The organism is Salinicola sp. DM10 (assembly GCF_017306975.2).
Classification (GTDB): domain Bacteria; phylum Pseudomonadota; class Gammaproteobacteria; order Pseudomonadales; family Halomonadaceae; genus Salinicola.
In genome coordinates this window covers 288,867-304,222 of the sequence record NZ_JAFLEN020000002.1, presented here as the reverse complement: position 1 = coordinate 304,222, position 15,356 = coordinate 288,867, and the positions used below count along the sequence as shown (strand labels likewise).

Annotated in this window: 12 protein-coding genes; 5 read left to right on the top strand and 7 right to left on the bottom strand. The window is 66.5% G+C overall.

Annotated elements, in window-relative coordinates; genetic code table 11:
* The first annotated feature begins 86 nt into the window (after positions 1-86).
* Positions 87-1,739: an alkaline phosphatase gene (locus J0A90_RS10065; protein WP_207034932.1), complete on the top strand. Its 1,653-nt coding sequence runs from the start codon at positions 87-89 to the stop codon at positions 1,737-1,739.
* Here J0A90_RS10065 and J0A90_RS10060 read toward each other — a convergent pair.
* The 7 genes from J0A90_RS10060 to J0A90_RS10030 all read right to left on the bottom strand — a co-directional run bounded on the left by J0A90_RS10060 (position 1,708) and on the right by J0A90_RS10030 (position 10,565).
* Positions 1,708-2,697: a TerC family protein gene (locus J0A90_RS10060; RefSeq protein ID WP_207034934.1), complete on the bottom strand. Its 990-nt coding sequence runs from the start codon at positions 2,695-2,697 to the stop codon at positions 1,708-1,710. The two genes, J0A90_RS10065 and J0A90_RS10060, sit on opposite strands and share 32 nt — an antisense overlap.
* 277 nt (positions 2,698-2,974) lie before the next feature.
* Positions 2,975-3,841: a formyltetrahydrofolate deformylase gene (gene purU, locus J0A90_RS10055; RefSeq protein WP_207034936.1), complete on the bottom strand. Its 867-nt coding sequence runs from the start codon at positions 3,839-3,841 to the stop codon at positions 2,975-2,977.
* Between the two features lie 96 nt (positions 3,842-3,937).
* The gene (locus J0A90_RS10050; protein WP_207034938.1) at positions 3,938-4,618 is read right to left on the bottom strand and encodes a sarcosine oxidase subunit gamma; all 681 of its coding nucleotides are present in this window, start codon (positions 4,616-4,618) and stop codon (positions 3,938-3,940) included.
* Positions 4,611-7,652 carry a sarcosine oxidase subunit alpha family protein gene (locus J0A90_RS10045; protein ID WP_233076675.1) on the bottom strand — a complete coding sequence of 1,014 codons (3,042 nt, stop codon included), beginning with the start codon at positions 7,650-7,652 and terminating at the stop codon, positions 4,611-4,613. Before J0A90_RS10045 ends, J0A90_RS10050 begins: the two co-directional genes overlap by 8 nt.
* A complete protein-coding gene (locus tag J0A90_RS10040) occupies positions 7,649-8,038 on the bottom strand; it encodes a sarcosine oxidase subunit delta (protein WP_106418260.1) in 390 nt (129 codons plus the stop codon). The genes J0A90_RS10045 and J0A90_RS10040 overlap by 4 nt, the downstream gene beginning before the upstream one ends.
* Positions 8,039-8,050: 12 nt before the next feature.
* Entirely contained in the window at positions 8,051-9,301 is a 1,251-nt protein-coding gene (locus J0A90_RS10035) for a sarcosine oxidase subunit beta family protein (RefSeq protein WP_207034940.1), read from the bottom strand.
* 235 nt (positions 9,302-9,536) lie between these two features.
* Positions 9,537-10,565 (bottom strand): substrate-binding domain-containing protein, encoded by a 1,029-nt coding sequence (locus J0A90_RS10030; RefSeq protein ID WP_207034942.1) that lies wholly within the window; start codon positions 10,563-10,565, stop codon positions 9,537-9,539.
* 278 nt (positions 10,566-10,843) lie between these two features.
* Between J0A90_RS10030 and J0A90_RS10025 the strand changes: the two genes are divergently transcribed.
* From J0A90_RS10025 to J0A90_RS10010, 4 genes are all read left to right on the top strand, one after another.
* Positions 10,844-11,830 carry a substrate-binding domain-containing protein gene (locus J0A90_RS10025; RefSeq protein ID WP_051895787.1) on the top strand — a complete coding sequence of 329 codons (987 nt, stop codon included), beginning with the start codon at positions 10,844-10,846 and terminating at the stop codon, positions 11,828-11,830.
* A 70-nt stretch (positions 11,831-11,900) separates the two neighbouring features.
* On the top strand, positions 11,901-13,391 hold the full coding sequence (locus tag J0A90_RS10020; protein ID WP_207034944.1) for a sugar ABC transporter ATP-binding protein: 1,491 nt from the start codon (positions 11,901-11,903) through the stop codon (positions 13,389-13,391).
* Positions 13,384-14,376, top strand: a complete 993-nt coding sequence (locus J0A90_RS10015) for an ABC transporter permease (protein WP_207034946.1) — start codon at positions 13,384-13,386, stop codon at positions 14,374-14,376. The genes J0A90_RS10020 and J0A90_RS10015 overlap by 8 nt, the downstream gene beginning before the upstream one ends.
* On the top strand, positions 14,373-15,356 hold the full coding sequence (locus J0A90_RS10010) for an ABC transporter permease (protein ID WP_035471896.1): 984 nt from the start codon (positions 14,373-14,375) through the stop codon (positions 15,354-15,356). The genes J0A90_RS10015 and J0A90_RS10010 overlap by 4 nt, the downstream gene beginning before the upstream one ends.

The following is a 15,356-nucleotide window of genomic DNA, read 5'->3' as shown; positions in this document are numbered from 1 at the left end:
TGCCTGAGCGGCGCGCGCAGCGCCCGAACAATACGCAGTGCTATGCTCGGGCCAAGACTTCCCGCTTACTGGATTCAGGACGAATCATGACGCTTTCCCCCAAGCCGGCCGGCGCCCGGGCCGGCTGGCGCCTGCTGCTGGCGTGGCTGCTGCTCAACGCCCTGCTGCTCACGCCCGAACTCCCCTGGGCGGGCTTCCCGCCGCGCCACTGGCTGGCGCTGGAGGCGCCGCTGCTGCTCGGCCTGCTGCTGCTGATGCCGGCGTCACGCCTGCGCCAATGGGCCTGTGCCGGGGTTGCCCTGATCGGGGTGAGCATTGCCCTGGGCGCGCTCGGCGACGGCCTGATGCAGGCCATGCAGGGGCGCTCGATCAATCTCTATACCGATCTGTCGCTGCTGCCGATCCTGATCGAGCTGCTGGTCGCCAATCTGGGCCTGGCACTCACACTGGCAGTGACCTGCGGTCTGGGGCTGGCGCTGTTCGCGGTGGGCTGGGCGCTGAGCGCACTGCTGGCGGCCAGCCATCGCCCCCGACTCCCGCGCGGGCTGGGGGTAGCGCTGCTGGCCTTCGGTGCCGGCGGCCTGGCGCTGCAGCACGCCGGGCGCCTCGAGGCCACGCGTATCGGCAGCCCGGCGCTGGGCTTCGTGACCTTCGAGTGGCAGCGCGCCATGGAGACGCGCCACGCCCTGGCGGCGTTCGGCGGCCAGCTCGAAAACGATCCTGGCGCGCGAGCGCTGCCGGGGCTGGCGGGGGTCGACGTGGTGCTGGGTTTCATCGAGTCCTACGGGGTCGCCGCGATCGAGCGCGAACCGTTCGCCGACGAGATCCGCCCGCGCCTGGCGCGGATGGAGTCCGAGCTGGCCGCGTCGGGGCTCTCGATGGTCACCGGCCGGGTCACCGCCTCGACCCTGGGCGGCCAGTCCTGGCTCAACCACGCCACCCTGCTCAGCGGGCTGCCGATCACCTCGCAGCTACGCTTCGAGCTGATGCTCAACCGCCACCGCTCGACTCTGGTCGACGACTTCAGCGCCAGCGCCCACCGCACCCTGGCGGTAATGCCGGGGATCATCCGCGACTGGCCCGAAGGCCGCCAGCTCGGCTACGACGAGATCCACACCGCCGACAGCCTCGGCTACCGCGGGCCGCCGATGGGCTGGGCCAGCATGCCCGATCAGTTCACCTGGAAACGTGTCGGCGACTATCTGGATGCGGCCTCGGCAAGCGCCACCGGGGCGTCGTCGCATGCCACCTTCGTCGAGCTGGCCACCCTCTCCAGCCACGCCCCCTGGTCACCGGTGATCACGCTGGTCGACTGGGACAGCGTCGGCGATGGCCAGGTGTTCTCGCGCTGGGCCGGCGCCGGCGACGACTACGCCTCGCTGTGGCAGAACACCGAGGCGATGCGCGCCCACTATGCGCCAGCCATCGACTACGCCCTGCAGGCGGCGGCGGGCTTTGCCGAGCGCCAGGTCGGCGAGCATACGCTGATGCTGATCCTCGGCGACCATCAGGCCGCGCCGAGCATCATCGGCCCGCACCCGGGTCGGGACGTGCCGCTGCACGTGATCAGCGGCGACCCGGCGCTGCTCGCGGGCTTTCTCCATAACGGCTTCCGGCCCGGTGCGTTGCCGCCCGGGCCGGAAGAGGCCATTCCCATGTCACAGATCCGCGCGCTGCTGCACCGGATCTATGCTGCACCGCCGGCGCTCAGCCGGCCTGACGCTGCCCGCGGCTCTTGATCAGGCTAGCCACGGTGGTGACCACCAGGGTGCCGACGATGATCGTCATCGACAGCCAGATCGGGATCTCCGGCACCAGGTGCAGCGGCTGGCCGTCGTTGATGAACGCCAGATTGTTGGTGTGCATCGCCTCGATGATCAGCTTGACGCCGATGAACGCCAGGATCAGCGACAGCCCGATGCCCAGATAGACCAGCCGCGACAGCAGCCCGCCAATCAGGAAGTAGAGCTGGAGCAGCCCGAGCAGTGCGAAGGCGTTGGTGGTGAAGACGATATAGGGCTCCTTGGTCAGCCCATAGATCGCCGGGATCGAATCCAGCGCGAACAGCACGTCGGTCATGCCCAGGGCCACCACTACCATGAACAGCGGCGTCACCAGACGCTTGCCGTTCTGCACCGTGATCAGGCGGTCGCGATCATAGGTGTCGGTGGCGGGCAGCCGCTTCTGCACGAAGCGCACGATGGCGTTGGGCTCGTACTCCTCGTTGGCGTCGTGGCCGCCGACCCCCTCGCGCATCAGCTGAAACGCGGTGTACAGCAGGAACAGCCCGAACAGATAGAACATCCAGCTGAACTGGGCGATCGCCGCCGCCCCCACCGCAATGAAGGCGCCACGCATGAGCAGCGCGATCACGATGCCGATCAGCAGCGCCTTCTGCTGGTAGGCCGGTGGCACCGCGAACTTGGACATGATGATCAGGAAGACGAACAGGTTATCGACCGAGAGGCTCTTCTCGGTGATGAAGCCGGCGAAGTACTCGGCGCCGTGCTGCGGCCCCCAGACCCACCATAGCCCGCCGCCGAAGAGAACGGCGAGGGCGACGAAGAACACCGACCACCAAGCCGCTTCGCGGAAGGTGGGTTCGTGCGGCTTGCGCACGTGGGCGTAGAAATCGAAGACGAACAGTGCAGCGATGCCGGCAATCGTAGCCAGCCAGACCCACAGGGGGACATGCATGAGGAAACCTCCGGTTGACGGTGAACGTCACCGAAAGTCTCTCCCGCTGGCCGCGGCACCCGCTGGGTGCCCGAACAACCGATGATACCGGGGCAATGTGGCCCGTGCTGACGACATCATCGAACCGGCGGCGCAGGCGGCGCCGGCGGTGGGATACTCCCCTTCCGTGCCCGCGCATTGTGGCCCGCCGTCAACGGCGGAGCAAGAAAAAAAGCCCGTGGAAACACGGGCTTTTTCAGCTTTTCGACAGGGGCCGGCAGGGTACGCCGAGCCGCGCTCAGCCGGAGAGCACCACCGTGCGCCCGGCGTGCAGGAAGACGCGCTTCTGCAGGTGATAGCGCACTGCCCGCGCCAGGGTCAAACACTCGATGTCGCGTCCGCGCGCCACCAGATCTTCCGGGTAGTGGGCGTGGTCGACCGCCTCGACGCCCTGGGCGATGATCGGGCCCTCGTCGAGATCGTCGTTGATGTAGTGGGCGGTGGCACCGACCAGCTTCACGCCCTTCTCGTAGGCCTGGTGGTAGGGTTTGGCCCCCTTGAAACCGGGCAACAGCGAGTGGTGGATGTTGATCGCGCGGCCGGCGAAGTGGTGGCACAGCTCGGGCGACAGCACCTGCATGTAGCGCGCCAGGATCACCAGCTCCGCCCCGCTCTCCTCGACCACCCGACGCACCTCGGCCTCCTGCTCCGCCTTGGTCTCCGGGGTGATCGGCAGATGGTGATAGGGCAGCCCGTGCCACGCGGCCAGCGGCTCCAGATCCGGATGGTTGGAGACGATGGCACGCACATCGATCGCCAGCTGCCCGGTCCGATAGCGATAGAGCAGATCGTTGAGGCAGTGGTCGGTCTTGGAGACCATGATCACCACCGGCAGGCGATAGTCCGGCGGGGTCAGCTCGAAGTGCATGTCGAACGCCGACGCCCGCGCCGTGAACAGCTCGCGGAAGTCGTCGCCATTGAAGTCGGTCTGCTCCGGCAGAAAAGCCGCGCGGATGAAGAACTGCCCGCCGCGGTAGTCGTCGAAGGAGTGAAGCTCGGTGATATAGCAGCCCTGCTCCTTGAGGAAGCGGGTCACCACGTCCACCGTGCCAAGCCGACTGGGGCACTGGGCGGACAGAATCCAGCTGTTGTTTTCAGAGTGCATGTTGGCTCCCGCTGCGCGCTGTCGAGAAGCCGGACGCTGCTCGACCGGGGCGTCTCGACAGGGCCAGACCCCCGCCACGACGGGGGCGCTCGATGGTCAGGGCGACGCGGATTCCACGCGCAGCCCGTACTCGCGTCCGGCATCCCGCAGCCAGCGCACACAGTAGTCGGCGAAGCTGCGCCGCACCACCAGCTCGAAGCGCTCTTCGCTGGGACGCCGCAGCACCACGCTGGTCTTGGCGAAGACGGTGCCTACCGCCTTGCCCACCGGCAGCCCATGCTCGTGGACATCGTAGGTGACCGACTTCATCAGCAGCTCGCGCGCCTTCTCGCCGGAGAGCTCGAGCAGGGTCTGGCCGCCGCCGACGTTGACGATGGCGAAGTGGGCATCCCCCAGCCGCGCCCGCAGCCGGTTCTCCAGCTCGAACTCTTCGCCAGCGGGCACGATCACCAGCCACTCGTCCGGCGAGACCCACTGCACCGAACGACTGCCCTCGGCGTCGAGCACCAGCCCCAGCGGCTTGCCCGGCAGGCTCACGCCGAGTTCGGCGCGCACCGCCTCGTCGAGGGTGATGGCGCCGCCGCGCAGCACCAGATGGCCGAGGAACGGCCGTTCGATCACTCGGATCTGCTCGGCGACGCCACCTTCCTCGGTGACGCGCCCCTGTACCCGGCTCCACTGCAGCGGCGACTCGGGGGTGACGCCGGCGTCGGCGCCCGGATGCGTATCGAAAGTGGCGGCGTTGCCGACACTCGCTTCGGAACGGGCTTCAGACATTCTGGCGCTCTCCCTTGGGATCGATGAAGACGGTACTCACGACTTCGGCCTGGTGGACACTGCCGTCGGACATCGGCAGATAGACGGTCTCGCCCATCCGGTTGCGTCCGCCCTTGAGCACCGCCAGCGCGAAGCCGCTCTCCAGTACCGGGCTGTAATAGCTCGAGGTGACGTGACCCATCATGGTCATGGGGATCTTCTGCTCGGGGTCGAGCACGATCTGCGCCCCCTCCTCGAGGACCACCTTGGGGTCCTTGGGCTTGAGCCCCACCAACTGCTTGCGATCCTCGCGGGCAGTGTCCGGACGCGTCAGCGCGCGCTGGCCGATCCACGAGAACGGTTTGTCGTAACCCACCGCCCAGTGCATGCCCAGATCCTCCGGGGTCACCGAGCCGTCGGTATCCTGACCGGCGATGATCAGCCCCTTCTCGGCACGCAGCACGTGCATGGTCTCGGTGCCGTAGGGCGTGAGGTCGTACTTCTCGCCGTGGGCGAACAGCGCCTTCCACACATGCATGGCGTAGTTGGCCTGGACGTTGATCTCGAACGCCAGCTCGCCGGTGAAGGAGATACGGAACACCCGCGCGGGGACACCGGCGACCTTGCCCTCCTTCCAGTCCATGAACTTGAACTGCTCACGGTCGAGGTCGATATCGGTCACTTCCGACATCAGCTTGCGCGCGTCAGGACCGGTCACGGTCATGGTCGCCCAGTGGTCGGTGACCGAGTTGAAGTAGACCTGCAGCTCCGGCCACTCGGTCTGGTGCCACAGCTCCAGCCACTCCAGCACGCCGGCGGCGCCGCCGGTGGTGGTGGTCATCAGGAAGTGGTTTTCGGCCAGGCAGCTGGTGGTACCGTCGTCCATCAGCATGCCGTCGTCTTTGCACATCAGGCCGTAGCGCACACGCCCCGGTGCCAGCTTGGCCCACTTGTTGGTGTAGACCCGGCCTAGGAACTCGCGCGCATCCGGCCCCTGGATGTCGATCTTGCCCAGGGTCGAGGCGTCGAGGATACCCACACCGCGGCGCACCGCGAGGCACTCGCGCGCCACCGCCTCGTGCATCGTCTCACGCTTGCCGTTGACCCGGCGCGGGAAGTACCAGGGGCGCTTCCACTGGCCGACATCCTCGAACTCGGCGCCGTTCTCCACGTGCCACTGGTGCAGCGCGGTATAGCGCTCGGGATCGAACAGATCGCGGCAGTGGCGGCCGACGATGGCGCCGAAGCTGACCGGGGTGTAATTGGGACGGAAGACCGTGGTCCCCACCTCGGGAATCGAGCGATTGAGGCAGCGCGCGGCGATCGCCATGCCGTTGATGTTACCCAGCTTGCCCTGGTCGGTGCCGAAGCCCAGCGCGGTGTAGCGCTTGACGTGCTCGATCGACTCGAAGCCCTCGCGGGTCGCCAGCTCCACGGCGGCCGCGGTGACATCGTTCTGCAGATCGACGAACTGCTTGGGCGCGCGCAGCGGCGGCTTTTCATGGGGAATCTGGTAGAGCGCGCTGGTCGGCGACTCCTGGCGCACCGCGACCTCGGGCACGGCGATCGCCGCGGCCTCCTCGAAGCCCGCCGCACGCGCCGCCTCGGCTCCCACGTCGGCGCCGTCGGTGAGCGTCTCGCCGAGGGCGTAGACCCCATGGGCGCCGCCGGCGACATGCATGCCCTTGACCTCGCCGGGCACGAAGCCGAGCAGGTCATCGCGCCACTGCGGGCGCTTGCCGGTGTGCGAGGCCAGGTGGACCACCGGGCTGTAGCCGCCGGAACTGGCGATGGTATCGCACTGGAGCGTCTCGACCTTGCCGGTCACCACGAAGCGTTCGGTGTCGATCGCCACCACCTTGGCACCGCTGACACGCTGGCTGCCGGTGGCCTCCATCACGGCGCTGCCGGTGATGACGCGGATGCCGGCGTCGCGGGCCTGCTTGACCAGATCGCCGTCCGGCTTGGCGCGCGAGTCGACCACTGCGACCACCTCGCGGCCGGCCTCCTGCCAGTCCAGCGCCGCGCGGTAGGCATGATCGTTGTTGGTGGAGAGCACCAGACGCTGCCCCGGCACCACGCCATAGCGGCGGATGTAGACGGAGACCGCCCCTGCCACCAGGTTGCCGGGCACGTCGTTGTTGGCGTAGACCAGCGGGCGCTCGTGGCTGCCGCTGGCCAGTACCACGCGGCCGGCACGCACCCGGTGCAGCCGTGCACGCACTTCGCCCTCGCGACCGGCGCCCGCGGCGGTATCGGCGAGGTGCTCGGTGCGCCGCTCGTGCAGGGTGACGAAGTTGTGGTCGTGATAGCCGTTGGCGGTGGTACGCGGCAGCAGCGTGACGTTGGCCAGGCCACCGAGTTCGGCGACCACCTGCTCGGCCCAGGCGCTGGCCGGCGCGCCGTCGATCGATTCACGGCTGTCGAGCAGCGATCCACCCATCTCTTCCTGCTCGTCGCACAGGATCACCCGCGCGCCGGCACGGGCGGCGGAAAGCGCGGCGGCGAGCCCGGCGGGGCCGGCACCGATCACCAGCACGTCGCAGTGCTGATTGAAGTGGTCGTAGATATCCGGGTCGGCTTCGGTGGGCGCGCGACCGAGGCCGGCCCCCTTGCGGATGAACTTCTCGTAGGTCATCCACATCGAGGCCGGAGCCATGAACGTCTTGTAGTAGAAGCCCGGGGGCATGAAGCTGCCACCCAGCTTGCCGACCCAGCTCATGACATCGCGCTGCACGTTCGGCCAGCCGTTGGTACCGCGTGCCACCAGACCGTCGTACAGCGCCTGCTGAGTGGCGCGCACGTTGGGGACCTGGGCGGCTTCGCTGGCGCCGAGCTGGACGATGGCGTTGGGCTCTTCGGGCCCGGCGGCGGTGATCCCGCGCGGACGCGAATACTTGAAGCTGCGGTTGACGATATCCACGCCGTTGGCCAGCAGCGCGGAGGCCAGGGTGTCCCCGGCGAAGCCGGTGTATTGCTGGCCATTGAAGGTGAACGACAGCCGCCGCGAGCGATCGATACGCCCGCCCTGATTGAGACGGTTGGACTGGGTCATGACGGCGTCTCCTCGTTGAGCCGGCTGTTCTCGGGCTGTGCGCCCACGGTCTGCCAGCCGCCGTCGGCGGTCTGCACGCCCTGCTCGCGGCGCACCTCGGCGTTGGCGGCGGTGATGCTCGGCTGCTCGCCCATGCGATAGGTCTCGAGAATCTCGTAGGTCGCGGTGTCGCGGGTGATATTGAAGAACTTGCGACAGCCCAGGCGGTGCACCCACATCTCGTGGTGGATACCGCGCGGGTTGTCACGGAAGAACAGGTAGTCGCCCCACTCCTCGTCGCTCACGCTGGCGGGATCGGCCGGCCGGACAAGGTGTGCCTGACCGCTGGGATGAAACTCCTCTTCCTCGCGGTACTCCTGGCAATAGGGACAGAAGATATGAAACATGGTGTGCTCTCCTCAGTGCGCCACGCCGGCGGCGCCGTGTTCATCGATCAAGGCGCCGGTATTGAACCGATCGATGGAGAACGGCGCCGCGATGGGGTGCATTTCCCCTTTAGCCAGACTGGCTGCAAAAACGTGTCCGGAGCCGGGGGTGGCCTTGAAGCCACCGGTGCCCCAGCCGCAGTTGAAATAGAGTCCCTTGACCTTGGTCTTGGACAGGATCGGGCAGGCGTCGGGGCAGGTATCGACGATGCCGCCCCACTGCCGGTTCATGCGCACCCGCGAGAACATCGGGAACATCTCGACGATCGCCTGCAGGGTGTGCTCGATGGTGGGGAAGCTGCCGCGCTGCCCGTAACCCAGGTAGCCGTCGATCCCCGCGCCGATCACCAGATCGCCCTTGTCGGACTGGCTGACGTAGCCGTGCACGTGGTTGGACATGGTGACGGTATTGAGAATCGGCTTGAGCGGTTCGGAGACCAGCGCCTGCAGCGGGTGCGACTCCAGCGGCAGCTTGAGCCCGGCCATCTTGGCCAGCACGCCGGAGTTGCCCGCGGCCACGCAGCCCACCGTATGCGCTTCGATGTCGCCGCGGTTGGTGTGCACGCCGTAGACCTGACCATCACGGATCTTGAAGCCGGTCACCTCGGTGTTCTGCAACAGATCGACGCCCAGCGCGTCGGCGCCACGGGCGAAGCCCCAGGCCACCGCGTCGTGACGCGCGACCCCGGCGCTCTTCTGCCACGAGGCGCCCATGATCGGGTAACGCGCGCTCTTGGAGATATCCAGCGCCGGTTCGATCTCCTTGATCTGCTCGGGGGTCACCACCTCGCTGTCGATGCCGTTGAGACGGTTGGCATTGACCCGGCGCTGCACGTCACGCATGTCCTGCAGGGTGTGCGCCAGGTTGAGCACGCCGCGCTGCGAGAACATCACGTTGTAGTTGAGATCCTGGGACAGCCCCTTCCACAGATCGAGGGAGTGGTTGTAGAGCCGTGCCGCCTCGTCCCACAGATAGTTGGAGCGCACGATGGTGGTGTTGCGCGCGGTATTGCCGCCGCCCAGCCAGCCCTTCTCGATCACCGCCACATTGGTGACGCCGAACTCCTTGGCGAGGTAGTAGGCCGTCGCCAGACCGTGGCCGCCACCGCCGACGATGATCACGTCGTAGCGCTTCTTGGGCGTGGGGTTGCGCCAATGGCGCTGCCAGTTCTCGTGGTGGCTGAGCGCGTGTTTGACCAGGCTGAAACCGGAATAACGTTGCATGGGGACCCTCTCTACGTCGCTCGTCGCCGTGGCGACACGCGGTCGGCGTGCGGTGATTTTCCGCGATGGTATCGCCCGCCCGGGGGAGCATGATGCTCTGCCACGTCACGCTAGAGTGCGTTTGCGACATGGCCTGACGATTTGCGACAGCGAGGGGCATGGCGGCCTTCCGCGGCGCGGCCCGAAAGGCGGCGTGGCGGCGGCACGGAAGGCGCTGAGAGCCGAGGCCATGGCCTCAGAAGGGTGGCGCGGGCGTGCCGACGATCTCCGGCATGACCTCCAGACACTGCGTCGGGTCCGCCGGCGGCGTGTCGATCCAGTCGAATAGGCGCGCGATCATCGTGGTCACGTCCTGGCGCATCATGATCAGGCGCGGATGGAAGGCCGCCGCCAGCGGGTCCCAGTCGAAACAGCCCATGATGATGTCGTTCATGTCGTGCCCGCCCAGACGCAGCCAGCGAACGATACCCTCCAGCGAAATCGTGGAGTTGACGAACATCGCCGCGGGCAGGCGGCCCTCACGCTCGACGTAGGCCTCGAGCGCTGCCTGGGCCTTCTCGGCGGCGTAGTCGCAGGGCACGACATCCGTGGGCGCCGTGGCCAGTCCGCGGCTTTCACGGGCCTGGCGGAAGCCTTCGATACGCTCCCGAGTATTGTGATCCTCGACGCGCCCGCCGATGAACAGCACGCGCGTGGCATCGATCTGCTGCGCCTCCAGGCGATCGAGCAGCGCATCGGTCAAGCGGCGCGCCCCCTCGCGATTGGCGGATATCACCGACGGTGCGGCCGTGCCGGGCAGATCGAGATTGAGGCTGGCGACCCCCGCGGCTCGGCACAGGTCGGCGATGGCATCGGGATTCGTCGCTCCGGTGCAGATCAGATGCTCGACGCGATAGGCCAGCATCATCCTGGCCGCCTCGCGTTCCTGGTCCGGATCGCGGTTGGTGCAGGCCACGATGGTGAAGATACCTCGTCGACGCGCCTCGGCTTCGAATATCTGGGCGATCGAGCTGAAATAGCGGTTGTCGTACAGCGGCAGGATCATGCCGAGGATGCCGGAGCGGTCGCGCCGCAAGGCGCGCGCCTGCATGTTGGTGGAATAGCCCTCACGCTCGGCCAGATCGAGGATGTGCTGCGCCAGCTTGCGACTGATCCGGCGACGCTGCCAGGTGCCGTTGAGCACGGCACTGACGGTACTCGGCGACGTGTTCGCCAGCTTGGCGAGATCGTAGATCGTCAGCTTTCTGGATGGTTCGCTCGACACTTGGGCACTCCCTTTCGGTAGATCAAAAGTAGCATTGACCTTAGCGCGACAGAAACCAATAGTTGCACAACCGATTGCGCACCCATCCCTGGCTGCGGCCAGAAGTGCTGAAAAGGGTGATTACGAATTCGACCAGCGCGGTCAAGGCGGCATCGTTCGCAAAAGGACCTGGCTCGCGTACGAGGTCGATCCCAACGCTGTCTCACCGAGCGCAGGCGCTGTGTAAACACCCGCTGAGCCGGCTGCGCTGTCGGACCATCAACGACGGGGAACCGATCATGAAACGCAACTTGTATCTCGCCGCGAGCCTCATCGCGGGCGTCATCGGCAGTGCCGGCATGGCGCAGGCTCAGGACAAACCCACCATCGCGGTCGTGGCCAAGGTCGGCGGGATTCCCTGGTTCAACGCCATGGAGCAAGGCATCGAGGAGATGGGCGACGAGCTCGGCGTCGATGCCTACATGATCGGCCCGACCAGCGCCGATCCCGCGCTGCAGGTGCGTGCCGTGGAAGATCTCATCGCCCGCGGCGTGGATGTCATCGGCGTGGTGCCCAATGATCGCGAAGTGCTGGAGCCAGTCCTCAAGAAAGCCCGCGATCAGGGCATCATCGTCATCACCCATGAAAGCCCAGACTCTCAGAACATCGACTACGACTTCGAGATGATCTCCGCCCAGCAGCTGGGAGAAGAGCATGCCAAGCTGCTCGCCGACACCACCGGCTGCCACGGCTCCTATGCCGTCTATGTCGGTGGACTCAACGTGCCGGCCCACAACGCCTGGGCCGATGCCGCCGTGCATTGGCTCGACCAGCACTGCCCGGACATGAAGCAGGCCGCCGATCGTTTCGGTGTCGCCGAAAGCGTCGACGACAGCCGCAACACCACTCTGGACCTGATCCGCGCCCATCCGGATCTGGCCGGCATCATGTCGTTCGGTAGCCAGGGCACCATCGGCGCCGCCCGAGCAGTCAAGGAGCGCGGCCTGGCCGGAGAGATCAAGGTCATGGGCCTGTTCTCCCCCGGTCAGGGTCGCCGTCTGGTGCATGAAGGGGTCATCACTGGGGGCTTCCAGTGGAGCCCGCTGGAGGCCGGCAAGGCCTTCGTCGCGCTCGGGGACAGGCTCTACGAAGGTGGCGAGATCGCCGATGGCGACGACCTGCCGGTACTCGGCAAAGTCCGTCTCGACGGCCATACCCTGTTCGCCTCCAAGCCGCTGGAACTGAACGAGCAGACGGTCGACGAGCTGGCCGCTCTCGGCCTCTGAACCGCGGCGACCGTCACGGCTGCGCGACGTTCGCGCGGCCTGTCTTCATCTTGCCTTCAGGGAGAGAGCGATGGATGACATCGCACTGCGGGCCGAGGGTGTCAGCAAGGTATTCGGCCAGAGCCGGGTGCTCGATGACGTCTCCTTCGAGCTGCGCCGCGGCGAGGTGCTCTGCCTCGCCGGCGAGAACGGCTGCGGCAAGAGCACGCTGATCAAGATACTCAACGGGGTCTATACGCCGGAAGCGGGCGCGACCTTCTCGTTCGGCAACGCCGACAGCGTGAGCCGCATCACCCCCCACGACGCCCGTGCGCTCGGGATCCATGTCATCTGGCAGGACCTGGCCCTGTTCCCGCACCTGAGCGTTGCCGAGAACATCGTCTTCGACGACTACGTGGCCAGCCCCTGGCGCCCGCTCTCCCGGCGTGCCGCCCGCCGCGAGGCGCGTGAGGTGATCGAACGCCTCGGGGTGCCCCTCGACCCCGACACTCGGGTCGAGGATCTCTCCATCGCAAGGCGCCAACTGGTGGCGATCTGCCGGGTGCTGCGCGCCGGCGCACGCATCGTGTTCATGGACGAGCCCACGGCCTCGCTCACGCGCAACGAAGTGCAGACCCTGCTGGAGATCACCCGCTCGCTCTCGGCGCAGGGCATCTCCATCGTCTTCGTCAGCCATCGGCTATCGGAGGTGCTGGCGGTCTGCCAGCGGGTGACCGTGCTGCGCAACGGCGCCCTGGTCGGTACCTACTCCACCGAGGGCATGACCCAGACTCGGCTGTCGCAGTTGATGACAGGCCACGAGCTGGCACTCACGCCGCGTGAGCCCGACGGTGCCGGTGAGCCGGTGCTCGAGCTGCGTAATCTGAGCCGTGCGGGGGAGTTCGAGGACGTCTCGCTGACGCTGCACCGCGGCGAGATACTGGGGCTCACCGGACTGCTGGGCGCGGGACGCACCGAGCTCGCCCATGTGCTGTTCGGCATGACGCGCCCCACCGGCGGACAGCTGCTCAAGAACGGCAAGCCGCTGACACTGCGCTCCAACCGGGACGCGATCCGCCACGGCATCGCCTACGTCTCCGAGGACCGCCTGAACCTGGGGCTGGTCCAGAATCAGTCGATCATCATGAACACCGCCGTGACGGTCCTGAACGAACTGGAGAAACCGCGAGGCTTCCTCTCACCCCGACGCCTTCGCGCGCTGACCACCGAGTGGATCCAGCGTCTCGGCACCAAGGTCAACGACGCCGAACTCGCGGTCTCCTCTCTCTCCGGTGGCAATCAGCAGCGGATCGTGCTGGCCAAGTGGCTGGCGACCAAGCCCGACGTACTGATTCTCGACTGCCCCACGGTGGGCGTCGACGTCGGCGCCAAGGCCGGCATCTTCGACATCATTCGAACCCTCGCCGACCAGGGCATGTCGATCATTCTCATCTCGGACGAAGCCAGCGAAATCTGGATGAATTCAGACCGCGTCGTGGTCCTCAAGGCGGGCCGGATCAGCCTTGAGCTCATGCCGACCACTACTACCGAGGCATCGCTCGAGGAGATCATCAATGCCTAGACTGCACCTCGGCACCGAGGGTGTGCTGGCCGCGATCATCGTCGTGCTGTGCATCGTTCTCGGGCTGACCACGGATACCTTTCTGACCACGCAGAATCTGTTCGACCTGCTCAACAACCAATCCGTGAACATGATCTTCGCCGTGGGGCTGGTGGTGGTGCTGATCGCCGGCGGCATCGATATCTCGTTCGCGGTGGCGGCGTCAGTGGTGCAGTACGTGGTCATGACCCTGCTGATCGATCACCTGGGCGGCGGCAACTGGTTGCTCGGCATCCTCCTGTCGATGGCCGTGGGGAGCCTGCTCGGGCTGGTGAATGCCTTTCTGATCCACCGTTTCCGCATCGTCTCGATCATCGTCACCATCGGCACCTTCAACCTCTATTTCGGGCTGCTGATGGTCTTCACCGGGGGCGTCTCGATCTACGACATCCCTGACTGGCTCTACTACTCGATTCCGCTGATCGATCTGCCCGCCGCACGCGGCAGCGCGACACTCTATCTCCCCGTCGCGGTGATGGCCGTGATGAGTCTGGCCACCGGGTTCATTCTTACCCGGACCGGTTTCGGACGTACCCTCTACGGCTTCGGCTCGAGCCCGGAAGCGGCCCGACGCTCGGGCGTGCGAGTCGGCGTGATCCACGCCTTCGCCTACGGCTGGCTGGGTCTGTGCGCCGGTGTCGCCGGCCTGATGCAGGCCCACATCGTGCAGGAGGTGGTTCCCAACGCGCTGATCGGCCAGGAGCTACCGATTCTCGCAGCCGTCGTCCTCGGTGGCGCGACGCTCGGCGGCGGCCGCGGCTCGGTGACCGGGGCGCTGCTCGGCGTGCTGCTGCTGGCCGTGGTGCAGAACGGGCTCAACCTGCTCGGCGTGACTCCCTACGCCTTCCGCATGATCGTCGGTTTCATCATTCTCGTCGCGATCACCTGCAGCAATCTCGACAAACTGCTGCCGCGTCGCGCGATTCCCAAGGAGGCACGCCAATGAGCGCCGTATCCGCCCTCCGCCGTACCTTTCGCCCCGGCGCCGAGTCGCTCGAAATCGGCATCATGGCGCTGCTACTGGTCGTCAGCTTCGCGTTCTTCGCCTTGATGGCTCCCGGGTTCTTGAGCGCGGTCAATGTGCGTTCGATGGCCGTGCAGCTCCCGGAACTCGGCCTGCTCTCGCTGGCCATGCTGGTGCCGATCATCTCCGGCGGTCTCAATCTGGCGGTGACCTTCACCGCCAACATCGCAGGGCTGACCACCGCCTGGCTAGTGCAGAACGCGCTCGGCGATGCTGGCGTGATCGGCATCATCGCAGGTATCGGCGCCGGGCTCGCCGTCGGCAGTGCAGCCGGCTTGCTGATCGGCGTCATCGTGGCAAGGGTCGGCGCTCACCCGATTCTGGTCTCGCTGGGGGCGATGATCTTCCTCCAGGGGCTGGGCGAATTCCTGACTCGCGGCGGCGGCATCTCCGGCATGCCGGCAGGCTTTCAGTGGCTCGGCAGCGGCAGTTTGATCGGCATCCCCGTCCCGATGCTGATCTTTTTGCTCTCCGCCGGCGGGCTCGCCTACTTCATGCAGTTCACCCGTACCGGATTCTCGATCCACATGATCGGCTCCAACCTGCGAGCCACCGAATACTCGGGAATCGACGTGCGCCGCGTGCTGATCGTGCTCTACACCCTCTCCGGGCTGCTGGCCGCGATCGCTGGGATGGTGATGCTGGCACGCTTCAACTCGGTACGTGTGGGCCATGGCGAAAGCTATCTGTTGATCACGGTTCTGGCCTGCTTCCTCGCCGGCGCCAATCCATTCGGCGGTTTCGGGCGTGTGCTGCCACTGGTGCTCGGGTTGATGAGCCTTCAGGTGATCGCCTCGGGCATGAACCTGATGGGCGCCAGCCAGCACCTCGCCACCGCCGTGTGGGGCGCATTCCTGATCGTCGTCATGACACTGCGCATGCCCTTTCTCAAACGCTCTTGA